Below are 22,583 nucleotides of genomic sequence, written 5' to 3' on the forward strand. Positions count from 1 at the left end.
GGTCAGCGGGTGCGGCGGAGGTGGGTGATGGTTCGGGACAGGGCGGACGGGGGCGCGGCGTGGGGGCGTGGGGTGAAGAACTGGGGGAGCGTGGTGAGGAGCCAGGTCAGGGAGGTGGCGAGGGCTACGGCGGGGCCGGGGGCTGTCCAGGTGTCGGTGGGCGTGGCGGGGTTGGTGGCCTGCCAGGTGGCGGCCAGGAAGAGCAGAGTGATGATCGTGGTCACCGCTGCGGTTGCCTGGGACTTGGGGCCGGGCTTCAGGAGCAGTCCGACGACTGTGGTGGCCAGACCGGCCAGCCAGGTGAAGGCCAGGGTCGGTTCGGTCTCGATGCCGAGCTGCCAGACGGACAGGCCTAGCCGGCGGCTGTAGGTCCACGGGAGAAGCAGAGCTACCCCGGTAGCCAGTGCGGCGAAGAGTGTGGCCCGCGCGAACCAGCGGTGCTCAACAGTGGCCAGCTCGCCTTCTGCCGCGTCGAGACGGCCAGGGAGTTCCTCGTCCGGTAGTTCGGTCATGAGGCGTCCAAACGGATCAGATCGTTGCCCAGCTGGAAGTAGAGCGCCGGCCCGATGACCGTGAGGTGGTCGGCAGCCTGCGGGACACCTTGGGTCGGCCCCGCGACGACCGTCACGTGTCCCGGCGCGTCCACGCGGACGAGGTGGCTGCCGTCGTACCCCCAGAGCTTGCCGTCGGGGCCGGCGAACCACGTCCCGTCGGCCGTCCGCTGCGATGCCGGTACGCCGGTCGCCGAGACAGGCCACCCGGTCGTCGAACCACCGAGCAGCGTGACCGACCGCCCGTCCGGCCCGACGAGCACGAGTCGCTCGCCCAGAACCATCGCCACCGCACCGGACGGCAACTGCACCAACCCGTCCGGCCGCAGGGCGCCCTTCACCTGGACGCGACGTACCGCGCTCCCCGGCCCGTAGAGGTTGTAGACGCTCGGATTGATCGCAGTCACCAGCCGATCCCCGGCTGCCCCGGCGAACTCGGCCTTCTGATCGCCCTGCACCGGCTGCGGATCGCGCACGCGCGTCGTCCGGCCATGCACCAGGTGTACGGCGGTCTCCGCGCCCGGCCGATCGAGCAGGGTCCACCAGACGCCGCCCTGACCGTCCGGAGCCCACGCACGCGCCGCCAACGGCACCCGAACCCGAACCAGCCTCCCAGCGGCATCCAGAGCCAGCTGAGAGCTCACTCCAGCCGCGCCCGGCTGTCCGTCCACCACAGGCACCGCCGGCACCTCGGTCGCCGTGTACGTCGTCGTCCCGACAACCGGCGTACGCCGATCACACCGGCGATCGGGCGGCGGTGCAGCCGGGTACGCCGCGGCCGCCGTCGCCGCATCAGGAATCACCAGTACCTGGTCGCCGCCACCCGGTGACGCTCCCAGCAGCACAGACCCGTCCGGTCGCGCCTCGATGCTCTCGACACCGTCCGCTCCACCCGGCAGCTTCCGCAGTACGCCGTCCGGCGTGATCACCGACGTGGGAGCGCCACCGCCGAGCCAAAGGTTGCCCCGCACATCGACCGCGAACGCGTCCACCGTCATGGACGAGCTGGCTGCATCACTGCTCAGCACACAGCCGGCCGGAGCGATCCCGGTCAGCAGCTGCGGCTTTCCACCCGGCCGGATGATCGCCAACCCGGTCTCGCTCGTACGCCAGGCCGTCGTACCGTCCGGGCCACTGGAGACCTCGTTGCCTGGCGCACCGACTCCTGGGTCGATCACGAAGTCCTTCAGCACCATGCCCGGTCGCAGCTGGTTCGCCGGGATCTGCCAGGTCGTCGCCGCACCTGACACCACGATCGACCGGTCCGAGTTGCGGTGGCTGAGTGCGGGACCGATGCCGGTCGCAAGGATCTGCACGCCGGGCGTCACGTAGTACGTGCCGTTCTGATCCTTGTGGCTGAGGCTGACATCGGCCTGGGCCAGGTCGAGCGGCACGGCCAGGATCGCCCACGGCTTGCCGAGCGCTCCGCCGGCCAGCATGACCATGCGGTTGTCGGCGACGCCCCACAGTGCCGGCGGTGTGGCGCCATGGTTCAGCGTCACTTGTGGCAGCGCGACTCCGTCGCGGTACGCGAACACCGTCGAGCTCTCGGATCCGGTCCGCCCCAGCAGCCACTGCCCCGGCGACCCGTCGAGTGTCCCGGCCAACGAATCCAAGGCATCCGACGTACCGATGGACACCCGCATGCCAAGGCGGTCGACCAGCTGGCCACCGTGCAGATCGAGCAATCGGTGCGGCTTGCCGGCAGACGCTTCGGGCGCATCCTCAGCTCCGATCGCCGACGGAAGCAGCAGACCGCCGAGCAGCCCAACCACTGCCGCACCGGCAACGATCCGCAAGCCACGCAAACCCACCAGGCCTGCGGCAACGAGTAGGACGCCGAGCCCAAGCGCGGTCCAAGCTCCCAGACCGGGCCGGTATCCCACACCATTCGGCAGCTTCGGTGGCAGCCACACCATGTGCGACAGAACCCCGGCAACCACCGCTGTCCCGGTGCCGACGGCAAAGGCACGACGTACCAGGCCGGACGACAGCAACGTCGCGACCGCGAGCAGACAGATCGCCACGGTCCAGGTCCGGGCCGACGGGATCTCCCAGAGTTGAGACCGGGCTAGACCAGCCTCGGCAGCCGTCGGTCCGAGCGCGACCGCGTCGAGCAGCTCACGCCAGGACAGGACCGTGGAGGCCAGCAGGAGTACGGCGAGGACGCCGGTGAGCACCGGCATCAGTTGGACCCGGAGCGGGCTCCATCCGTCCGCTGTGGTCATCAGGCGGACAAAGACTGCCCGCAATTCGGACTGGTTGAGAGGTTCTTCGGCGTCCTCGCCGGGCTCGTCATCGGCGGGTTCGGGCGGCGCGGGGGAGCGTGTCACCCAGTGCGCCGCGACCGCGGTGGCGATGGTCCCGCAAGCGATCGTGCCGATCACTGCCGGTGAAGTCGTGCAACCTGAGCGGCCCTGCGCGACCAGGCCGGTCCAGGTCGCCACGGTGACCAGTGCGATCGCCGTCGTGCCGGTCCATCTGATCTGCCGGCGAAGCTGGAATCGGTCCGCAGACAAGCGATCCGCGAGCACCAGCAGGACCATCGCGACCGGAAGCACCAGTGCCGCACCACGACCGTTGACGGGCTGAGTGGTCGCCCGCCAGAGGTAACAGCCTGTGCCCACCGGCGCCGGGACGAGCACTGAGAGCACTGTGGCCACACTGAGACACGCGAGGGTTACACCCTGCCACCCCGTTCGTCGTATGGTCCTGCGGTGCGTGATCTCATCGGTACGAAGAAGGGCCGCCGCGGCCTTCGATTCGGTGGGAAGATCGCGCAGCGGCATGAAAAAGAAGTTACCTGCCACCCATGTACCGCGTTGTAACCCTGTGACCACGCTGGTGGACCCGGACTGTCGGAAAGGGGGCCGGGGATGGAATCATCTCGTCGCATGGACGCACCGCGTCTGCCACTGACCCAGGAACCGGTCGCCGACACCGGTTCCTTTGGCGTGCGGCAAGCGGGTGGCGTGCTCGAGCGAGCCCAGCGGATCGCGGACACCCTGCGCGAGCAGGCCGAGCGCGAGAACGACGTCGTTCGCGAGGAAGCCGGCCGGATCCGGGCCCAGAGCGAGCGGCTACGGGCCGACGCCGAGGCAGCGGCGCAGAAGCTGCGGACCGACGCGAACTCCGCCGCGCAGCGCCTGCTCAACGACGCCGATCGGGCCGCCGAGCAACTGCGGAACGAGTCCGAGGCGGAGGCCGACCGGGTCCGCGCCGAGGCGGAGGCCGCCGCGGAGCGACTCCGCGCCGAGTCGACCGCCGAGGCCGAGCGAGTACGCCGGGATGCCGCGGCCGCAGCGCAGAAGCTGCACGCAGAGTCCGCCGGTGAGGCGCAGCGGGTCAAGGCCGAGGCGAACGCGATCGCGCAGCGGCTGAAGGCGGAGTCGGAGAGCGCGGCCGAGCAACTCCGGGCCGCCGTGGCAGACGAAGTGGCCAGGCGCCGCGCCGAGTCCGAGGCCGCAGCCGAGCAGCTGCGGACCGAGAGCCAGGCGGCGGCCGATCGGTTGCGGGCCGAGTCGCAAGCGGCGGCGGACCGGCGGATCGCAGCGGCCGAGGCCGAGGCGGCGCGGCTGAAGGAAGAGGCCGACGAACTGCTCGAGGACGCCCGGATGGCACGGGAGTCGGCGCAGCAGACGATCGAGCGGGCCGGTCGCGAGGCGCAGCAGTTGGTGGCCGACGCCGGCGAGCAGGCCGCACTGGTCTCGCAGGCGGCAGTGCGCAACGAGGCCGAGATGATCGCCCGCGCCGAGACCGAGGCGAGCGAGCTGCGAGCGTCGGTGGAGCACGCGGTCGAGGGCGCGCGGGAGAAGGCACGGGTCGAGATCGCCGAGGCGCACGCCGAGATCGAGCGGCTGCGCGGGGAGAACCGGGCCGAGCTGGAGCGGCGGACCGCTGAGCTCGAGGAGACCGAGCGCGCCAAGCTGGCCTCGATCTCGCTCGAGATCGACAAGCTGCGGGCCGAGGCGGTCGCCGAGATCGCCGAGCACAAGGCCGCGGCCGAGGCCGGCAACGAGCGGCTGATGGCCGACGCCCGCGCGCAGGCCAAGTTGGTCGTCGACTCGATCGAGGCTGATCGCCGTACGGCGACGGCCGAGGCGCAGCGGATCGTGGAGGACGCCAACAGGGCGGCCGAGGCGGCGCTCGCGGAGGCCGAGCGGCAGACCATCTGGAGCAAGAAGACGGTCGACGACCTGATCGGTGCGGCCGAGTCCGAAGCCGCGTCGATCCGGGCGCAGGCCCAGGCCGAGGCGACCGACGTGCTGCGTCAGAAGCGGGCGCACATGCGCCGCGTGGTCGGTCGCACGACCAGCCGGCTGAAGCAGACTCAGGACGCCGTCGCCCGGGAGAATGCCGAGCTGACCACGCTGGCCGAGACCACGCTGTCGACGGCCAACCAGCAGGCCGAGGCGACGCTGGCGAGCGCCAAGCAGGAGGCGGACAAAGTCACCGCCCAGGCGCAGAACCGGGCGGACAAGCTGAAGGGCAACGCCCAGACCGAGGCGCGCGAGATCGTCGAGCGGGCGACCCGCCGCGAGGCCGAGGCCCAGGCGAGCACGCAGGTCCTGCGGGAACGCGCCGCCAACGACCTGGCCGATGCACAGCGCCAGTCGCACGACCTGATCCGCAAGGCCCGCGCCGAGGCGCAGCAGCTCGAGGCGCAGGCCCGCGAGCATGCCGACGACCTGCGCGCGCAGGCCCGAAAACTTCTCGCCGACGCCGAGGCGAGGGTCGCGGCACTGAACCAGCGCCGTGATGAGATCACCAAGGAGCTCACCCAGCTTTCGGGTGTGATCGAGGCACTCGCTGTACCGGGGTTCCGTCCAGGTGGTGGAATGTCATCCAGCGAGGGTTCCACGGGGGAATCAGGATGAGGACGTGACAGTCAGATCCTTGTCAGTGACAATGTGTGATCCACCCACCCACCGAAGTGAGCATCAGAAGACATGAGCAGTGAAAGCCCAACCCCGTTCCGGACCGTTCTGCGTGGCTACGAGCCTGCCCAGGTGGACCAGCACATCCGTGAGCTGACCACCTCGCTGACCGCGCTGCAGCAGCAGTCCGAGCAGCTGCAGCGGCACGTTCAGGAGTTGCAGCAGCGCACGGACGCCGCGGAGTCGGCGGTCATCTCCGCCCAGGAGGACAACAAGGACCGGACGCCCACCTTCACCGAGTTCGGTGAGCGGGTGGCGAAGATCCTGTCGCTGGCCGACGACGAGGCCCGCGACCTGGTCACCCGGGCCCGCACCGACGCCGAGGCGATCGTCGCCGACGCCGAGGCGCACGCCAAGAAGGTCCGCAAGGAGGCCGAGCAGTACTCCCTGGACTGGAAGAGCGAGGTCGACGCGGAGGCGGCCCGGATCCTCGAAGAGGCACGGACCCAGGCCGACGACATGCGTGACGAGGCCGAGCGCGACGCGACCGCGCGCCGCAGCGAGGCCCAGGCGCTGTACGAGCAGGAGCGGGCCAAGTCCGCTCAGGCCGCGGCCGCCTTCGAGACCACCCTGGCCGAGCGCCGGGGCAAGGTCGAGCAGGAGTTCGCCGCCCGGACCGCGCTGGCCGAGCAGCAGCTGGCCGCCGTCACCGACCGCGCCGCGCAGGTGCAGCGTGAAGCCGACCGCTCCCGCTCCGAGGCGGAGCGACTGGCTCAGCAGCAGCTGGCCGACGCGAACCGGCAGGCTCAGGAGATCGTTGCCGCCGCCAAGGACAAGGCGGAGCGGATCCGGGCCGAGTCCGAGCGCGAGCTCGCCGCCGCGACCCAGCGCCGCGACAGCATCAACGCGCAGCTGACCAACGTCCGCCAGATGCTGGCGACGCTGTCCGGCAGCCCGGCGATGCCGCTCGACCTGCTGGCCGACGACGACGAAGAAGCCACCACCGGCAGCAAGAAGAACTGAAACACCAGGCCGGCCCGAGAACCTCGGGCCGGCCTTTCAGTTCGAGTGACCGGTCGCTCAGTTCGGCAACCGGTAGCGAGCGCGCGGGAGCGGCTCGACCAGGCCGTCGGCCACGAGGCCGTCCAGCGCGCGCTCACGTTGGACCTCGTCGTGCCAGCACGCGTCCAGAGCCTTCTTCGGTACGGCGTCTGACGTGGCCCGCAGTACGGCCAGCAGTCGACCGCGGACCTGGCGGTCGGTGCCTTCGTAGGTCTGCCCTCTGCGCGGCGGACCGTCGTACGGCGGGCTGCCGGCAAGGACCCAGGCGCAGCGGTCGCGGATCGGGCAGTCGCCGCACTTCGGCGTGCGTGCTGTGCAGACCAGAGCGCCGAGCTCCATCGAGGCAACGGCCCAGCGGGCCGCTGTCGGCTCGTCTGCGGGCAGTGCGGTCGCTGCCAACCGCTGGTCGGCCGCAGTGGGGGAGATGGTCGGCTGTGCGACGCCGGTGAGAGTTCTCGCGAGCACCCGGCGCACGTTGGTGTCCACGACCGCGTGCCGCTGGCCGAATGCGAAGGACGCGATCGCAGCAGCCGTGTAGGTACCAACACCGGGCAGAGCGAGCAGTGCGTCGTGGTCGTCCGGTACTTCGCCGCCGTGGCGCTCCACAATCGCCTGTGCCGCCGCGTGGAGCCTCAGCGCGCGCCGTGGGTACCCGAGCCGGTCCCAGGCCCGCACAGCCTCGCCTGGCGGCTCTGCGGCCAGGTCCACCGGCTTCGGCCACCGTTCCAGCCAGGCGTGGTACGCCGGCAGCACCCGATTGACCGGTGTCTGCTGCAACATGAACTCACTGACCATCACCGCCCACGGACCGGCGTCGGGCTGCCGCCACGGCAGCACCCGGGCGTTGGCGTCGTACCAGCGCAGCACCGGCTCGTGCAGAGCGGTAGCTGCGGCGGTGAGCGGCGAGCCTGACTGGTCCAGCACAGAGCCGATATTAGGGTGCGAGCATGAGCAGCCTGCTCCGTCCGGTCGGGCATCTGCCCGCCAGCGTGTACTGGTTCCGCCGGGGACTGGTGCTCGTCGTCGTGGCGCTGCTGTTCATCCTGGTCTTCCGGCTGTTCTCCGGCGGCGGTGACGATCCGCAGAATTCGGCCGCGTCCGGCCCGCAGCAGAACCCCAGTAGCGCCCCGCCGCCGACGCCGGTCACCACGCCGACGGCGACACCGACCGACAAGCCGGCCAAGAGCACGCCGACGCCGCGCGACACCAAGTGCGAAGGATCCGACGTTCGCGTCGACGTACTGCCCGCGATCCGCCGGATCGCCTCCGGGTCCGCACTGAACTTCGTGGTCCGACTCGACGCGGTCTCGGACGGGTGCAAGGCGAGCGTCGATCCCAGTCAGCTGACCGTCACGGTGACCTCGGGCAATGACCTGATCTGGACCACGACCCATTGCGCGCAAGCGATCAAGCGCGCAACGCTGGTTGTTGCTGAGGGCAAGCAGACCGCCAGCACGGTGGCGTGGAACGGCCACCGGTCCGGCCCCGGCTGCCTGCCGGGGCAGCCGGTGGCCAAGCCCGGCACCTATGTGGTCAAGGCCGTCTTCGACGGCACGCCGTCATCCGCGCAGGCCTTCCAGGTCGCTTGATCCCGGCACGTCGGTCGGCCGCGCCATGTGCGACGGCTTGGCGAACAGCAGTGCCGCGACCAGACCGATCAGGAGGACGACGCCCGGCAGGATCAGCGACTGTGCCATCGAGTCACTGAACCCCTGCACGACTGCCTCCGGAAGCTTGCCTCCGGCAACAGCACCCTGGCCCGCGGGCGCGCCGCCCGGCATGGACGGCAGGTTGTGCGCCAGCCGCGACTCGATCAGTACGGCGATGCCCGCGCTGCCGAGGACCGCGCCGACCTGTCGGGTTGTGTTGTAGACGCCCGCGCCGGCTCCGGCCTGGTGCATCGGCAGGTTCCGCGTCGCGGTGCTTCCGATCGGCGCCCACATGAAGCCGTTGGCGACACCCAGCAGGGCGATCGGCAGCAGCAGTTCCCAGATCGGCAGGTCCGGCTCGATCACCTGGCTCAGCCAGAACATCGACACCGAGCAGCAGAGCAGCCCGAAGCCGGCGATGAACCGCGGCGGCGTCCGGTCGACCAGCCGGCCGACGAACGGCGCCAGCGCACCGGAGATGACCGCCATCGGGACCAGCAGCAGTGCGGCCTTGGTCGGGCTCAGGCCGCGCACCGCCTGCGCGTACAGCATCAACGGGAACGCCATCGCGGTGATCGCGAAGCCGACCGTGGTGATCGCGATGTTGGCCAGCGAGAAGTTGCGATCCTTGAACAGGCCCAGTGGCAGCAGCGGCTCACCGCGGTTGCGGGACTGCCAGACGACGAAGGCCGCCAGCAGCACCAACCCCGTGATGATCAGCGACCACACCGAGATCGGTCCCTTGATCTGGCCCCAGTCGTACTTCTGCCCCTCCTGGATCCCGAACACCAGGCAGAACAGGCCGACCGTGCTCAACGCGACGCCGATCAGGTCGAACCTGTGCGGGTGCGTCTCCAGGTTCGGCACCAGCCGCATCGCCAGCACGAAGCCGACCACCCCGACCGGCGCGTTCACGAAGAAGATCCACTGCCAGCCGAGCCCGTCGACCAGGACACCGCCCAGGATCGGCCCGACCAGGGTCGCCACACCAGCCGTCGCGCCCCACAGGCTCATCGCCCGGCCGCGCTGGTCCGGTGGGAAGATCCGGGTGATCACCGCCATCGTCTGCGGCGTCATCATCGACGCGCCGAGGCCCTGGAAGACCCGGGCCACGATCAGCATCCCGATCGTGGTGGTGAAACCGCACCAGACCGAGGCCATCGTGAACAGAGCCAGACCGGTCAGGTAGACCTTCTTCGGCCCGACCCGGTCGCCGAGCCGCCCGGTCACCAGCAGCGGTACGGCGTACGCGAGCAGATAGGCGCTGGTGACCCAGAGGACGTTGCCGACGTCGGTGTCGAGGTCGTTCAGGATCGCCGGGGTCGCGACCGACACGATGGTCGAGTCGACCAGGATCATGAAGAAGCCGAGGACCAGCGCCCACAGCGCCGGCCACGGCCGAACCTCGGGCCTCACTGTTTCTTGCGGGGTTGCCATTCCAAGTCCTTGCTCTCGATACGTTCGATGGTGGTGGCGAGCCAGTCGCGTTCCGCCGCGATCTGACTGCGGACGTAGGCGCCACCGATCCAGTACGGCTCGTACACCTTCGCCGCCCGGGCAGCGCCGACCACCTCGTCCAGATCGGCCAGCCAGCGGTCCAGGTCCTCGACGCGGCGGCGGAACCGCAGCACGGCATCCTTGGCGTCCAGGTTGTGTGCCTCGCTCAGCACCACCGGGAAGAGCGGGTATTCGTAGACGTACTTCTCGATGCCACTTTCCACCCGCCGGGTCAGCGCCTGGCTGCCCTCCGGAGTGATCTCGTACGTCGTCCGTTCGGGGCGGTTCCCGGCGCGTTCGGTGCCGATCGCGCGGACCAGGTTCTGCCCGGCCAGCCGCTCGACCGTGTGGTAGAGCGAGCCGGGGCGGACCTTGACGATCCGGTCGTTGTGCCGGCTGATCAGCAGTTGGTACATCTCGTAGGCGTGCATCGGGCGCTCCTCGAGCAGCGCCAGCACCGAGATCGCCAGCGGGGTCAGGTCGGCCATCTTCCTCCACCCGGATTGTTCCTCGCGAAATGTTCCATGTGGAGTATTACTCGCCGTACGCCGGAAACGCAAGCGCCCCCGGGTCGATCACGAGCCGGGGGCGCTTGGTCGCAAACAGTCAGACGTAGCGTTCGAGGATGCTGGACTCGGCCAGCCGGGACAGGCCCTCGCGGACCGTGCGGGCGCGGTTCTCGCCGACGCCCTCGACCGTCTGCAGGTCGTCGATGCTTGCCGCCAGCAACTTCTGGAGGTGGCCGAAATGTTCGATCAGCCGGTCGATGACGGCGCCAGGCAGACGCGGCACCTTGGCCAGCAGGCGGTAGCCGCGCGGCGTGACGGCGGCGTCGAGCTGCTCGGCCCCACCCAGCTGCAAGGCCCGCGCGACCTGGCCGATGTCGAGCAGATCCGTCGGGCTGACGGCATCCAGCTCGAGCAGTACGTCGTCGGCCGTCTTGGGCTTGCGCCCCGCGGCCGGCGGGAGGTAGTCGCGAACCACGAGCTCACGCTCGCCGGCGACCCCGGCGACCAGTTCGTTCAGCTGCAGGGTGAGCAGCCGGCCGTCGGTCCCGAGCTCGACGACGTACCCGTCGATCTCGGTGGCGATCCGGCGGACCATCTCCAGCCGCTGCGCGACCGCGGCGACATCCCGAACGGTGACGAGGTCCTCGATCTCCAGCGCGGACAGGGTGCCGGACACCTCGTCGAGGCGCAGCTTGTACCGCTCCAGGGTGGCCAGGGCCTGGTTGGCGCGGGACAGGATGGCGCCGGAGTCCTCCAGCACGTAGCGCTGGTCGTCGACGTACAGCGCGATGATGTGCATCGACTGCGACACCGAGATCACCGGGAACCCGGTCTGCCGCGCGACCCGGTCGGCGGTGCGGTGCCGGGTGCCGGTCTCGTCGGTGTGGATGGACGGGTCGGGCATCAGGTGCACGGCGGCGCGGATCAGCTGGGTGGCGTCGCGGTCGAGGATGATCGCGCCGTCCATCTTGCTCAGCTCACGCAGCCCGGTCGCGGTGAACTCGACCTCGATCTCGAAGCCGCCGGTCGAGATCGAGTCGACGGTCTTGTCGTGACCCAGGACGAGCAGGGCGCCGGTGCGCCCGCGCAGGATCCGTTCCAGGCCTTCGCGCAGTTCGGTACCCGGTGCCACCGCCGCGAGGGTCGCGCGCATCCGGGCGCCGGTGCTGTTCTTGTCGGAATTCGGAGCCACGGAACCTGAGTCTATGCGGTCACGCCGCCGCGTTCGCGCGGAAGTACCCGGCGACCGGTCGCTCGGCAGGCCAGGTCGTGGCGGTGTTCGCCCGTGCGCGTGCAGCCGCCCGTGCATCCGGACCGTGCAGTTCCGGTTCCCCGCGCGAAACCCGACCTTCGGAGTACGGCGTCTGCCGCGTCAGGGGCAGCGGATGACCTGGCCGGCGTACGACAGCCCGCCGCCGAAACCGAACAGCAGTACCGGCGCGCCGGACGGAATCTCGCGCTTCTCGACCAGCTTGGACAGCGCCATCGGGATGCTCGCCGCGGACGTGTTGCCGGACTCGACGACATCCTTCGCGATCACCGCGTTGACCGCGCCGAGCCGCTTCGCCAGCGGCTCGATGATGCGCAGGTTGGCCTGGTGCAGGACCACGCCGCCGAGATCCTCGGGCTTGAGCCCGGCCTTCTCGCAGACCTGCTGGGCGATCTCGGGCAGTTGGGTGGTGGCCCAGCGGAAGACGCTCAGGCCTTCCTGCTGGAACGGGCCCTCGCGGCCCTCGATCCGGACCGCGTCCGACATCTCCGGCACCGAGCCCCACACCACCGGACCGATCTCGCGCTCGTCGCTCGCGACCACCACGGCGGCGCCCGCGCCGTCGCCAATCAGCACGCACGTCGTGCGGTCGGTCCAGTCGGTCCAGTCGCTCAGCTTCTCGACGCCGATCACCAGCGCCTTCGTCGCGTCGCCGGCCCGGATCGCCTGGTCGGCGGTCGCCAGTGCATAGGCGAAACCGGAGCATGCGGTGTTCACGTCGATCGCGGCCGGGTTGCCGAGACCGAGGCGGGCCGCGACCCGGGCGGCGATGTTCGGTGACCGGTCGATCGCCGTACAGGTGGCGACCACGACGTAGTCGATCTCGTCCTTGTCGAGGCCGGCGTTGGCCACGGCCTTGTCGGCCGCCCGCCAGGCCATCTCGTCGACACTCTCGTCGGGCGCGGCGATGCGGCGTTCGCGGATCCCGACCCGGCTCTGGATCCACTCGTCACTGGTCTCGACCATGGTGGCGAGTTCGTCGTTGGTGAGCACCCGCTCCGGTTGGTAGTGGCCGAGCGCGACAACTCTGGATCCGGTCATCTCGAGTGCTCCTGAGGTCATCCGGCAAGGCCGGGCGGTATCCCAGGTTCAGCACTGAACCCGGCGAGGGCGTCTCAAGACTACGTTCCGTCCACGGCCGCCGGGCAGCCCGCGTCTCATCCCTAACGTGATCTTGTGGGCAGCGACACACAACCGTCAGGTCAGGCCGGCGGCCAGCAGGGCCGAGGGCAGGTCCGGCGCGGCGAAGGTGCGCAGACCGTACTTGGCTTGGATGTCCATCGGCTTGAGGTCCTTGCCGCGGTTCGGGACGTCGGCGGGGATGATCGCCTTGGTGAAGCCGAGCCGGGCGGCCTCGGCGAGGCGCTTCTCCAGACCACCGACGCGGCGCACCTCACCGGCCAGGCCGACCTCGCCGATCGCGATCAGGCCGGGGTGGATCGGGCGGTCCATCACCGAGGACGCGACCGCGATCGCGACGGACAGGTCGGCGACCGGTTCGGTGATCTTCACGCCGCCGACGGTGGCGACGTACACCTCCTGGTCGGTCAGCTTCAGGCCGACACGGTTGCCGAGGACGGCGAGGACCATCGCGACCCGGGACGACTCGAGGCCCGAGGTGGTCCGGCGCGGCTGTGGCGCGGCGGACGGACCGACCAGCGCCTGGACCTCGGCCAGCAGCGGCCGGCGGCCCTCCATCATCACGGTCACGCACGTGCCCGCGACCGGCTCGGCGTGCTCGGAGACGAACAGGCCGGTCGGATCGCTCACCTCGACGATGCCGGTGTCCACCATGTCGAAGCAGCCGACCTCGTCGGACGGGCCGAAGCGGTTCTTGGTCGCGCGCACCATCCGGAACCCGGAGTGCCGGTCGCCGTCGAACGCCAGCACGACATCGACCAGGTGCTCGAGCATCCGCGGACCGGCGATCGCGCCGTCCTTGGTCACGTGGCCGACCAGCACGACCGCGATGTGCCGCTCCTTGGCCAGCCGCACCAGCGCACCGGTGACCTCACGCACCTGCGTGACGCCGCCAGGAGCGCCGTCCACCTCGGGATGCGCCATCGTCTGCACCGAGTCGATCACCAGGAAGGTCGGCTCGACCGCGTCCACTTGGCCGACCACTGCGGACAGGTCGGTCTCGGCCGCGAGGTACAGCTCGTCGACGAGCGCGTCGGTCCGCCCGGCTCGCAGTCGCACCTGGGCGGCCGACTCCTCACCGGACACGTAGAGCGTGCGCTGCCCGCGGCGGGCCGACTGCGCGGCGACCTCCAGCAGCAGCGTGGACTTGCCGACCCCGGGCTCACCGGCGAGCAGGATCACCGCGCCCGGTACGACGCCGCCACCGAGAACGCGATCGAGTTCAGCGATACCCGTCGGGCGCGACTCGGCTTCGATGACGGAGACCTTCGCGATCGGCATGGCCGGCGACGACACCGGCCCGGCGCTGATCCGGGAAGCCTTGGGCGCGCCGACCTCGGCGACCGTGCCCCACGCCTGGCACTCACCGCAGCGTCCGATCCAGCGGGCCGACGTCCACCCACACTCGGTGCACGCGAACTGCGGCTTCGCCTTCGTCGTCCCCGTAGCCTTCGCCATGCAGAACAACCTAAGCGAACCCGCCGACAAAACCTCAGCGGCTGAGCGTGAAGTGATCCGTGAGCTTGTCGAGCAGCCTGCGGAACCAACTGACCGTGACCCCGTCCCCGCCGTCGTCGTCGACCTCGGGCGGCTGCCCGTCCTCCTGCGCGGCCTCGAGGTACTTCGTCAGCAGCTCACTCTCCGACGTCCGCAGGTCGGCGCTCCGCTCGAGCAACGCCCGTGCCTGGTTCTTCCGGCCGGCCACGACCTCTGCCGATCCGAGGTGCTGCAGGCAGCGGGCACGGCCTTCGCTCTCGTCGATCTCCGAGTAGAGGTGTTCAGCATGGCGCCACATTCGCTTGGCCTCGTGCGGACTGCGTTGCATCCAGGCCGCTACCCCCATGAGCTCCGATGCGTGGGCCTGGCCGCTGATGTCGCCGGCCGCGCGAGCACGGGCGACGGCGGGCCGGAGTTGGTCGAGTGCCTCTTCCGGCTCCAGTTGGTACAGGTTCACGATCGCGCGGTTGATGAGGATCGCCACCTCGGCGGCCAGGTCAGGGCCCGGCCGGTTCAGGCGCGCGTCGTCCAACCGGTCCCGTGCGTTCAGCACCGCCTCGACCCGGTCGTTGCCCGCCGGCGACTGTTCCGCACGCGCCAGATGCAGCAGCGCCCGCTCGACCTGCCGGCGAGTCGTCAGCGCCGCCGCGGTCCGGCTGTGGGTCGCCACGTTGTCGGAGACACCCAGCCGCGTGGTCGCACTCTCCAGATCACCCAGCAGTCGGTACGCCGTTGCCTCGCGAGCCGCAGCGAGTTCTGCGAGATCGCGGCGGCCGCAGGCTTCGGCAACGGCGGACAGGAGTTCGCTGAGCTCCAGCAACGGGAGGGGCTCGGACCGGCGCAGGTACCAGACCTCCAGTGCGTCGCAGATCCGGGCGAAGTCGTCCGCGATGCCTTCGCGTGGCTTCTCCGCCTGCAGGCGCTCGCGCAGCTCTGGCTCGTTCAGTGAGTACCACTCGGCCGCCGCCATACCGCCCGTGTCGGAGCCGAGCGCGATCATCCACTGCTCGGCCTCCTCCGCAGCCGCACGCAGCTCCGGAGCTGCGACGACTGCCACAGCCTCTTGCCGCCGTCGCCTGTACGCCGCCAGCACGGTCGGCGCGTAGTACGCCGCCCAGATGAGCAGGAAGAGGAACGTCAGCGAGAGTCCGACCACCCGGACCCAGCCGCCGCTGTCGAGACTCTGCGACAACCGCTCGCCTGCAAGACCGGACAGCAACGCCGAGGCGAGGGCGCTGATCCCGAAGAAGTCACCCCGCCGCCTGCTCTGGCGCTCCTTGTTCTCCGGCTTGAGTTGCTGCTCGCCAGACGTCATGGCCGGCTCCCTGCGGTCAGTCCACGCACGACCTTCTGCCAGAACGTCAGCATCAGTACGGCGGGCACAACAGACGCGACCACAGCGGCAGCAGCGACGGTCCCACTGGACGCGGAGAACTGGCGGGCCTCGCCCCACAACACCAGCGACAACGGCGTCGTACCAGGACCACTGATCAGGAACCCGACGATGAAGTCGTTCCACACCAATGCGAACTCCAGCACCGCCACAGCGATCAACGCCGGCCGATAGGTCCGCTGCACCGTCGCCAGTACGGCGCTCTGTCGCGAAGGACCCAGCAGCGCCTCAGAAACCAAGGCCGGTGGAGCAGAGGCGAACGCGGACCGCAGCAGCAGAACAGCGAACGGCAGCCCAGCGGCCGCATGGACCAGTGCCAACGCGATCCGCGACCCGGCCAACCCCGCAGCACCGATCGCATCCTGCAACGGAGCGGCGTACATCTGGACCGGGGTCACCGCGAGTACGACGAACATGGCCATGACTACTCGGCCCAGCCACTGCGGTAGACCGCCCCACGCGACCAGATAGGCCGTCGGTACGGCGATCACCAGAAGCACTGCTGTAGCTGCGCCGGCGATGAGCACAGTGGACAGCAGAGCGCGGAACAGCCCGATGTTCGCGGCAGCACTGAACGACGAGAAGCCCAGACCGGACAGCGACCACCAACCATGCAGACCGGCCTCGCGCGGCGAGTGGAGAGCAGTGGCGACCAGCACTACCGCCGGGAAGATCCACACCAGGCTGACTGCGAAGCCGACGATCCACCCGAAGCGCCGTACCACCTTGCTGGGTTTCGGACGGCCCAGTGACGGATCCGGGGTCACCACAGAGACCGGCATCGCCCAGCGGCGCCGGCGCAGTCCGCGTACGCCGATCACAGCGACAGCGGCCACGATCGCGAACAGCACCACACCCAGCGCCGCCGTACGACCCGAGTCGGCACCGTTGGCGTTCGCACGCCACCAGTTCAGGCCGAGCACGTCTGCGGAGCCCTGCATGGAACCGGGCACGACGATCAGGACCAGGTCGAAGACCCGGACCGCCGCGATGACAAGGGTCAGCGTCACTACACCGGTGATTGGCCGGAGCAGTGGGATCTCCAGCGCGAACAGTCGTCGCCAGCCGGTGACGCCCTCGGCGGCGATCGTGCGAGTGACGTCGTCCGGGATCGCTTCCAGGCCGGCGCGGAACAACGAGACGACGTACCCGAGCCAGGTCCAGCCGAAGGCGGACACCAGTACCAGCCAGAACAGACCGGGGCCGAGCCACACCGGACTCGTGCCGAACAGTCGCGTCCAGACCGCGGTCACCGTGCCGCGCTCCGGTGTGGGGTCGAAGATCAGCCGGAACGTCGCACCCGACACCAGCACGGACACCGCGAACGGGATGACCAGCGCGGGCTGCAGGAACGACGTCAGTCCGGGCAGCCGATAACTCAACAGGGCAAGGAAAAATCCGACCACCACCAATGCGAACGCGACCAGCACCCAGGCCAGACTGTTGCCTACAGCACGCAATGCGCCGGGGTCGCCCATCACCGCGAAGTTGCCGAACCCGAAGCCGCTGCTGGTCCGGAACGCCGCCACCACCGTCACCCCGATCGGGATCAGCAGCAGGCTGCTCAGCAGCAGTGCGGGGAGGCCGAGCAGGTACGGTCCGGCCGGTCGCCGCGGCTTGCCGGCCACAGGGCGGCCGCTCACCTCGCGGCCGACGATCTCCAGCGACAGGCCGTTCGTCTGCAATCCCATCAGCTCTCCACCCCACGCAGTTCGTTCACCGCGGCATCGACAGCCTCCGGTACGACGGCACTGCCGCGATCGCCGATCCTGATCAGGAAATCGGTGAGCACCCGCCACAGTCCGTTGATGCCACCGACGGGTCCCAACTGGTCGGACAGGTCGAACTGCAGCAGTCCGTTCGGTGCGGTCAGCTGCTCGGCCAACCTGGTCAGCTCGGGGGAGTAGCCCGACACGCGCCCGTCGACCAGGAACCCGCCTTGCCTGATCCACGGGTCCACAGCGGTCGGGTCGGACAGACGACGTACCAGATCGACTGCGTCGTCGCTGGTGGGCTTCGGCAACACCATCACGTCGCCGCCGACCACAACCGGCGCGGCCGCACCCGGCGCGAGTGCGGGGAACGTGAACACCCCGATGTCGTCCGGATCGGCCGCGAACGAACGCACCACCGGCTCGGCGAAGTCGGACGCCAGCACCATGGCAGCCCTGCGATGGCCGAACACCTCGACGATCGCGTCCGGGAACTGCTGCACGAGTGAGCGCTTCACACCGCCGGCCAAGGTACCCGGAGCGGACCACATAGATCCCAGCAAACGAAGGGCTGCGGCGAATTCGGGTCGTCGTGACGGCCGCGGGTCCGTTGCTGTCGCCAGGCCTGCGTAGACGGCAGGCGCTATGCCCAGCAGGACGTTCTCCAGGAAGTCGGTGAGCACCCAGCCGTCGCCAGCGGCCAGTGAGAGCGGCCGGACACCTGCGTCCGACAGTGTCTTGTTCAGCGTCAGCCAGTCCGACCAGAGCCGTGGCGGCTCCACCCCGACGTCCCGGAACACCGAGGGCCGGTACCAGACCGCCGACTTGTGGGCGGTCTTGAACGGGACGCCGTACGTCTTGCCGTCGTACACGAGCAGGTCTTCCCACAGCCGTGCCCGGCCGGGGTTCGCCAGCTCGTCCGGGATGGCCTGGAGGTCGTTGCGCTCACTGCGTTCGCGCGGGACCAGTCCGGGCTGCGGCAGCATCACGAGATCCGGCCGCCGGCCGGAGCGGGCTCCGAACGCAGTCGAGATGTCGTCGCCCAGCGGCACGACCTCCACCGGATAGTCCAGCTTGCCCAGCCCGTCGAGTACGTCGTGGAACGCGTGCAACTCCTGACCGCTCCAACTCACTGCGACCCGCACACTGCGCCGGAGTCCCAGTACGTCGCTCGAACAACCTGCGACCATGAGCGTCGCGGCGGCTCCCAGGAACGCTCTGCGGCTACTGGGCATTGCGGAAGCCCGTCGTACGGCCTGAGTCGGTGGTGATCAGCAGCACTGCGGCTCCGTACAGCTCAGGTGGTGGTTCCTCGGGCTGGTGGTGAAGCCGGAGCAACGATCCCCATGTCGGCAGGCCGGCTGCGTCCTCCAGCACGATCAGCCTCGGGTGTGCGCGGAGTGCGCGGGCCACACCGGCCAGCCGGCGACGGCCTGGCGTGATCTCGTGCGGATAGCGATCCAGTACGTCGTCCAGCCCGCAGTCTCCTGCGGTGACGAGGCTCTCCTCCTCCGCGACCTTACGGGTCACGCGGTGCCTGACGATGTGGCCGTGGACGATGTTGCCGAGCACTGTCAGGTGTGGCAGCAGACCGCCTTCAGCAGGCACCAGCCGGACCGGATGGACGGTCGTCACCACTGCATCGGCCGGTGGATCGTCTGCACCGGTCAGGACATCGACCAACTGGCGTGCCGCCGTGGCCGAGGGCATCACCAGCGCTCGCTGCTCGCCTACGTCGATCTGGACCTTCGCCGGCAAGCCGGGGACCTGTTCGAGCAGCAGACCGTCCATCCCTGGCTGGCGCCTCCCCAGAAGACCCGTCGAGTGGTTCGTCAACCCTATGGGGAGTTGAGGTCCGTTCGCAGGGGCATCCGGGTGTCGTTTCAGAAGACGTTCAGAAGGTCCGGCTCCACAGGTTGATCGCGTAGTCGACCTCGACCCCCGAATGCGACGCGATGATGCGTTCGGCGTCGGCCGGCGTGAACTCGATCCGGATCACCGCCTCGAGGTCCTCCCGGCGTTCGAACCGCCAGCCCATGTCGAGTGGCGTCCGCTGCCAGCCGCGCGCGGTCCAGAACGTTTCCACGTCGGCCGCCTTGATCTTCGGGTACGACTCGGCGAACCAGCGCCCGAACGTCGACCGGCTCCCGTCGTTGTCGATCACGAACGCGGTCCCACCGCGCCGCATCACCCGATCCAGTTCGGCCAGTCCCGGTTCGCAGCCAGGCCCGAAGAAGTACGCCCAGCGCGCATGCATCACGTCGACCGACGAGTCCGGCACCGGCAGCCGCTGCGCCGTACCCTGCCGGACCTCGACGTTCGGCAGGTCCTTGGTACGGCGCTTGGCCGCGTCGGCCAGTGCGCCATGCGGCTCGATCCCGATCACGCGGCCGGCCGTCGCAGCGAACATCGGCAGGTGGAATCCGGTCCCGCAGCCGATGTCGAGCAGCGTCGCGCCGGCCCAGTCCCGGATCGCCCGCATGGCCGGCTCGATCACCCCGTCAGGATCGACGGCCCGGTTCTCGACCTCGTACACCTTCGGGTGATGCCAGATGTTGGGACTCGGAATCCCGCCGTCAGCGATGCTCACAGATCAGACCCTAGTTGCTGCCGGCACTGGTCTGGTTGTCGCGGCCAGCAGGGCGACCGGGATCAGGAGCATCCCGCAGAGGATGGCGAGCCAGTGGAAGCCGAGTACGGCGAGAATCGGGCCGGCCGCCGTACCGGCGATCGAGGCGAACGCACCCATGGTCAGGTCGGACAGGCCCTGTGCCGACGTGCGGATGTCCTCCGATACCGAGCGGGAGAGCAGTGTGGAGCCTGCGACCAGGCAGGCGGACCAGCCGAGCCCCAGCAAGGCCAGCGCGGCAGCGGTCAGGCCGTGCGCGTTGTCGGGAGCGAGTGCGGCCACTGTCATGGCTGAGGCAAGTACGGTCAGGCCGATGCCGATGGTCGGGATGCGGCCGAGGCGGTCCGCCATCCAGCCCATCACGGGGGAGAGGGCGTACATGCCGGCCACATGACCGCTGATGACGAAGCCGACGATCGTGAGGGAGGCGCCGTGGTGCCGCAGGTGCACCGACGTCATCGACATGACTCCGACCATCACCGCATGGGCGACCGCGATGGAGAGCAACCCCAGTCGGGCGTGGGGGATCGCCATCACGGTCCGGAACGTGGAGGCGAGTGGCTGCCGTTCGACCTTGGCTCTGGGGGTGTTCTGGTGCAGCCGACGCAACCCGAACCACACCGTGGCCAGACTGATCGCGAAGGCGATGACCGAGAAGATGTACGGGCCGGCGAGTGCCATGACTCCGAGCGACGTACCCACAGCGCCGCCGACCCCGGTGAGGTTGGGCCCGACGACCACACCGATCGTTGTGGCCCAGACGACCAGGGACAGCGAGCGGGCGATGTGCGCCGGGTCGGCCGAGTCGGTCGCGGCGTACCGGGACTGCAGGTTGGACGCGGACCCGCTGCCGAACAGGCATCCGGCCAGCAGGAGCAGTGCGAGCGAGTCGATCTGGGCAGCGACGATGCTGAGCAGCGCACCGGTCGTAGCAATCAGGTAGCCGACCGTCAACGACACCCGCCGGCCGCGCGACCTGGCCAGCCCTGCCAGCGGTACGGCGAGGATCGCGGCGCCCAGAGTGGTCGACGTGGCGGCCAGTCCGGCCATCGAGGTGGACCCCGAGATGTTCTCGGCCAGCAACCCCGCGACCGCGAACCCACTCGCGACCGCGACGCCGCCCACGACGTTGCTCACCACCAGCACCCGCAGCGTCGTTCGTTGCAGCTCGGCGGGTCTGATGTCGGCGGTCACGGGCTCACCCTCTCATCAAGCTGACCGGTAAGCGTCCTTATAGGATTGTTCTGACGTAATTCCACCCCCTGCTTTGGAGTTCCGGATGCCCGACATCGCGATCGTCCCTGCCCCGCGTGAACTCACCGTCGACGAAGGCCAGTGGGTGAGCGCGGATCCCGCCGGCGAGGCCATCCGCGACGTGGTCGAGAACCTCGGCGAGACCGAGTACCGGATCGACGTGACCGCGGACGGTGCCCGCCTGTCGGCCGGCTCCGAGGACGCGCTCCGGCACGCGGAGTCGACGTACGCGCAACTGCTGGACGCGGCCGAGCCGGCCGAGGACGGCATGGTCGCGGTGCCGGCGGTGCGGATCGCCGACGCGCCGCGGTTCGCGTGGCGCGGCATGATGCTGGACGTCGCCCGGCACTTCATGCCGAAGGAGTTCGTGCTCAAGGTGCTCGACGTGCTCGCCCTGCACCGGCTGAACACGCTGCACTTCCACCTGACTGACGACCAGGGCTGGCGGGTCGAGATCGCGGCCTACCCGCGGCTGACCGAGATCGGCGCGTGGCGCGATGAGACCATGGTCGGCAAGATGTCGCGCGGCCAGAAGGACTTCGAGTACGACGGTCAGCGGCACGGCGGCTTCTACACCAAGGACGACCTGCGCGAGATCGTCGCGTACGCCGCCGAGCGCGGCATCACTGTGGTCCCGGAGATCGACCTGCCGGGCCACATGCAGGCCGCGATCGCGGCGTACCCGGAGCTCGGCAACAACCCCGACACCCAGCTGACGGTGCGGCAGTACTGGGGCATCAGCGACGACGTACTGAACGTGAACGACGCGACCGTCGAGTTCGTCCGGACCGTGCTGCGCGAGGTGCTGGACATCTTCCCGAGCCCGTACATCCACCTCGGCGGCGACGAGTGCCCGTCGGTGCAGTGGGCCGTCTCGGAGGAGGCGCAGAAGCGGCAGGCCGAGCTCGGGCTGACCGAGCCGGGGCAGCTGCAGGGCTGGTTCACCGAGCAGGTCGCGTCGGTGCTGGCCGAGGAGGGCCGGCGGCTGGTCGGCTGGGACGAGATGGTCGAGACCGACTGCCCGAAGGACGCGGTCATCATGGCGTGGCGGAGCGCGCAGCGCGGTGAGATCGCGGTGAAGGCCGGCCACCAGACCGTGATGGCGCCGTGTGAGTCGGTGTACTTCGACTACTACCAGGGCGACCCGGCGACCGAGCCGCTCGCGATCGGCAACTTCATCCCGCTGGAGAAGGTGTACGACTTCGAGGTGATCCCGGCCTCGCTCACCGAGGAGGAGGCGGCCCTGATCGTCGGCACCCAGTGCCAGATCTGGACCGAGTACATGCCGGATGAGCAGCAGGTCGGCTACATGCTGCTGCCGCGCCTGTCCGCCTTCGCCGAACGCGCCTGGGGCTCCCCGCGCATGTCGTACGACGAGTTCCTCACCCGCCTCCGCCCGCACCTCGCCCGCATCGAGCGCATCGGCGTCAACTACCGTCCTCTCGACTAGCTTTTGGCTTCTGCCGCCGTTGCTGAAGGGAGAACAAAATCTCCGTAAGCGCTGTCGGCAGGGGTAGACGGACTGGGCCCCGATGGCGACGAT

Annotated in this window: 18 protein-coding genes; 4 read left to right on the forward strand and 14 right to left on the reverse strand. The window is 69.5% G+C overall.

Annotated elements, in window-relative coordinates; genetic code table 11:
• Positions 1-2: 2 nt before the first annotated feature.
• Both E0H75_RS08275 and E0H75_RS08280 read right to left on the reverse strand, forming a co-directional pair.
• Entirely contained in the window at positions 3-512 is a 510-nt protein-coding gene (locus E0H75_RS08275) for a hypothetical protein (RefSeq protein ID WP_131512581.1), read from the reverse strand.
• Entirely contained in the window at positions 509-3,205 is a 2,697-nt protein-coding gene (locus tag E0H75_RS08280; RefSeq protein WP_131512582.1) for a hypothetical protein, read from the reverse strand. Before E0H75_RS08280 ends, E0H75_RS08275 begins: the two co-directional genes overlap by 4 nt.
• Positions 3,206-3,445: 240 nt before the next feature.
• On the opposite strand from E0H75_RS08280, the gene E0H75_RS08285 reads away from it, so the two are divergent.
• Entirely contained in the window at positions 3,446-5,428 is a 1,983-nt protein-coding gene (locus tag E0H75_RS08285) for a kinetoplast-associated-like protein (RefSeq protein WP_131512583.1), read from the forward strand.
• Between the two features lie 72 nt (positions 5,429-5,500).
• Positions 5,501-6,451: a DivIVA domain-containing protein gene (locus tag E0H75_RS08290; protein WP_131512584.1), complete on the forward strand. Its 951-nt coding sequence runs from the start codon at positions 5,501-5,503 to the stop codon at positions 6,449-6,451.
• A gap of 57 nt (positions 6,452-6,508) precedes the next feature.
• Here the strand turns inward: E0H75_RS08290 and E0H75_RS08295 are convergent, their stop codons facing one another.
• Positions 6,509-7,414 (reverse strand): HhH-GPD family protein, encoded by a 906-nt coding sequence (locus E0H75_RS08295; RefSeq protein WP_272948887.1) that lies wholly within the window; start codon positions 7,412-7,414, stop codon positions 6,509-6,511.
• A gap of 23 nt (positions 7,415-7,437) precedes the next feature.
• Here E0H75_RS08295 and E0H75_RS08300 point away from each other — a divergent pair, with 23 nt between their 5' ends.
• Positions 7,438-8,079, forward strand: coding sequence for a hypothetical protein (locus E0H75_RS08300; RefSeq protein ID WP_131512586.1), 642 nt, complete (start codon positions 7,438-7,440; stop codon positions 8,077-8,079).
• Here E0H75_RS08300 and E0H75_RS08305 read toward each other — a convergent pair.
• From E0H75_RS08305 to E0H75_RS08355, 11 genes are all read right to left on the reverse strand, one after another.
• On the reverse strand, positions 8,050-9,576 hold the full coding sequence (locus E0H75_RS08305; RefSeq protein ID WP_131512587.1) for a DHA2 family efflux MFS transporter permease subunit: 1,527 nt from the start codon (positions 9,574-9,576) through the stop codon (positions 8,050-8,052). The two genes, E0H75_RS08300 and E0H75_RS08305, sit on opposite strands and share 30 nt — an antisense overlap.
• Positions 9,552-10,124 carry a PadR family transcriptional regulator gene (locus E0H75_RS08310; RefSeq protein WP_131512588.1) on the reverse strand — a complete coding sequence of 191 codons (573 nt, stop codon included), beginning with the start codon at positions 10,122-10,124 and terminating at the stop codon, positions 9,552-9,554. Before E0H75_RS08310 ends, E0H75_RS08305 begins: the two co-directional genes overlap by 25 nt.
• Before the next feature lie 118 nt (positions 10,125-10,242).
• Complete coding sequence (gene disA / locus E0H75_RS08315; RefSeq protein ID WP_131513145.1) at positions 10,243-11,298, reverse strand: DNA integrity scanning diadenylate cyclase DisA; 1,056 nt, start codon at positions 11,296-11,298, stop codon at positions 10,243-10,245.
• 219 nt (positions 11,299-11,517) lie between these two features.
• On the reverse strand, positions 11,518-12,456 hold the full coding sequence (locus E0H75_RS08320) for a beta-ketoacyl-ACP synthase III (RefSeq protein ID WP_131512589.1): 939 nt from the start codon (positions 12,454-12,456) through the stop codon (positions 11,518-11,520).
• A gap of 156 nt (positions 12,457-12,612) precedes the next feature.
• The gene (gene radA, locus E0H75_RS08325; RefSeq protein WP_131512590.1) at positions 12,613-14,013 is read right to left on the reverse strand and encodes a DNA repair protein RadA; all 1,401 of its coding nucleotides are present in this window, start codon (positions 14,011-14,013) and stop codon (positions 12,613-12,615) included.
• Between the two features lie 34 nt (positions 14,014-14,047).
• Complete coding sequence (locus tag E0H75_RS08330; protein WP_202872862.1) at positions 14,048-15,367, reverse strand: hypothetical protein; 1,320 nt, start codon at positions 15,365-15,367, stop codon at positions 14,048-14,050.
• Positions 15,364-17,136, reverse strand: coding sequence for an ABC transporter permease subunit (locus tag E0H75_RS08335; RefSeq protein WP_131512591.1), 1,773 nt, complete (start codon positions 17,134-17,136; stop codon positions 15,364-15,366). Before E0H75_RS08335 ends, E0H75_RS08330 begins: the two co-directional genes overlap by 4 nt.
• On the reverse strand, positions 17,136-18,392 hold the full coding sequence (locus E0H75_RS08340; RefSeq protein ID WP_131512592.1) for an ABC transporter substrate-binding protein: 1,257 nt from the start codon (positions 18,390-18,392) through the stop codon (positions 17,136-17,138). The genes E0H75_RS08335 and E0H75_RS08340 overlap by 1 nt, the downstream gene beginning before the upstream one ends.
• Positions 18,382-18,948: a P-loop NTPase family protein gene (locus E0H75_RS08345; RefSeq protein WP_131512593.1), complete on the reverse strand. Its 567-nt coding sequence runs from the start codon at positions 18,946-18,948 to the stop codon at positions 18,382-18,384. The genes E0H75_RS08340 and E0H75_RS08345 overlap by 11 nt, the downstream gene beginning before the upstream one ends.
• A gap of 103 nt (positions 18,949-19,051) precedes the next feature.
• Positions 19,052-19,747 (reverse strand): class I SAM-dependent methyltransferase, encoded by a 696-nt coding sequence (locus tag E0H75_RS08350; protein WP_131512594.1) that lies wholly within the window; start codon positions 19,745-19,747, stop codon positions 19,052-19,054.
• 3 nt (positions 19,748-19,750) lie between these two features.
• Entirely contained in the window at positions 19,751-20,980 is a 1,230-nt protein-coding gene (locus tag E0H75_RS08355) for an MFS transporter (protein ID WP_131512595.1), read from the reverse strand.
• An 85-nt stretch (positions 20,981-21,065) separates the two neighbouring features.
• On the opposite strand from E0H75_RS08355, the gene E0H75_RS08360 reads away from it, so the two are divergent.
• Positions 21,066-22,490 (forward strand): beta-N-acetylhexosaminidase, encoded by a 1,425-nt coding sequence (locus E0H75_RS08360; RefSeq protein ID WP_131512596.1) that lies wholly within the window; start codon positions 21,066-21,068, stop codon positions 22,488-22,490.
• Positions 22,491-22,583: the final 93 nt, after the last annotated feature.

Source organism: Kribbella capetownensis (assembly GCF_004331485.1).
Lineage (GTDB): Bacteria > Actinomycetota > Actinomycetes > Propionibacteriales > Kribbellaceae > Kribbella > Kribbella capetownensis.

Excerpts from the sequence above, each read along its gene's own strand:
- E0H75_RS08300 (WP_131512586.1), top strand. The coding sequence starts at position 7,438 with ATGAGCAGCCTGCTCCGTCCGGTCGGGCATCTGCCCGCCAGCGTGTAC.
- E0H75_RS08285 (WP_131512583.1), top strand. The coding sequence starts at position 3,446 with ATGGACGCACCGCGTCTGCCACTGACCCAGGAACCGGTCGCCGACACC.
- E0H75_RS08275 (WP_131512581.1), bottom strand. The coding sequence starts at position 512 with ATGACCGAACTACCGGACGAGGAACTCCCTGGCCGTCTCGACGCGGCA.
- radA (WP_131512590.1), bottom strand. The coding sequence starts at position 14,013 with ATGGCGAAGGCTACGGGGACGACGAAGGCGAAGCCGCAGTTCGCGTGC.
- E0H75_RS08305 (WP_131512587.1), bottom strand. The coding sequence starts at position 9,576 with ATGGCAACCCCGCAAGAAACAGTGAGGCCCGAGGTTCGGCCGTGGCCG.
- E0H75_RS08310 (WP_131512588.1), bottom strand. The coding sequence starts at position 10,124 with ATGGCCGACCTGACCCCGCTGGCGATCTCGGTGCTGGCGCTGCTCGAG.
- E0H75_RS08335 (WP_131512591.1), bottom strand. The coding sequence starts at position 17,136 with ATGGGATTGCAGACGAACGGCCTGTCGCTGGAGATCGTCGGCCGCGAG.
- E0H75_RS08320 (WP_131512589.1), bottom strand. The coding sequence starts at position 12,456 with ATGACCGGATCCAGAGTTGTCGCGCTCGGCCACTACCAACCGGAGCGG.
- disA (WP_131513145.1), bottom strand. The coding sequence starts at position 11,298 with ATGCGCGCGACCCTCGCGGCGGTGGCACCGGGTACCGAACTGCGCGAA.
- E0H75_RS08290 (WP_131512584.1), top strand. The coding sequence starts at position 5,501 with ATGAGCAGTGAAAGCCCAACCCCGTTCCGGACCGTTCTGCGTGGCTAC.
- E0H75_RS08345 (WP_131512593.1), bottom strand. The coding sequence starts at position 18,948 with ATGGACGGTCTGCTGCTCGAACAGGTCCCCGGCTTGCCGGCGAAGGTC.
- E0H75_RS08340 (WP_131512592.1), bottom strand. The coding sequence starts at position 18,392 with ATGCCCAGTAGCCGCAGAGCGTTCCTGGGAGCCGCCGCGACGCTCATG.
- E0H75_RS08360 (WP_131512596.1), top strand. The coding sequence starts at position 21,066 with ATGCCCGACATCGCGATCGTCCCTGCCCCGCGTGAACTCACCGTCGAC.
- E0H75_RS08330 (WP_202872862.1), bottom strand. The coding sequence starts at position 15,367 with ATGACGTCTGGCGAGCAGCAACTCAAGCCGGAGAACAAGGAGCGCCAG.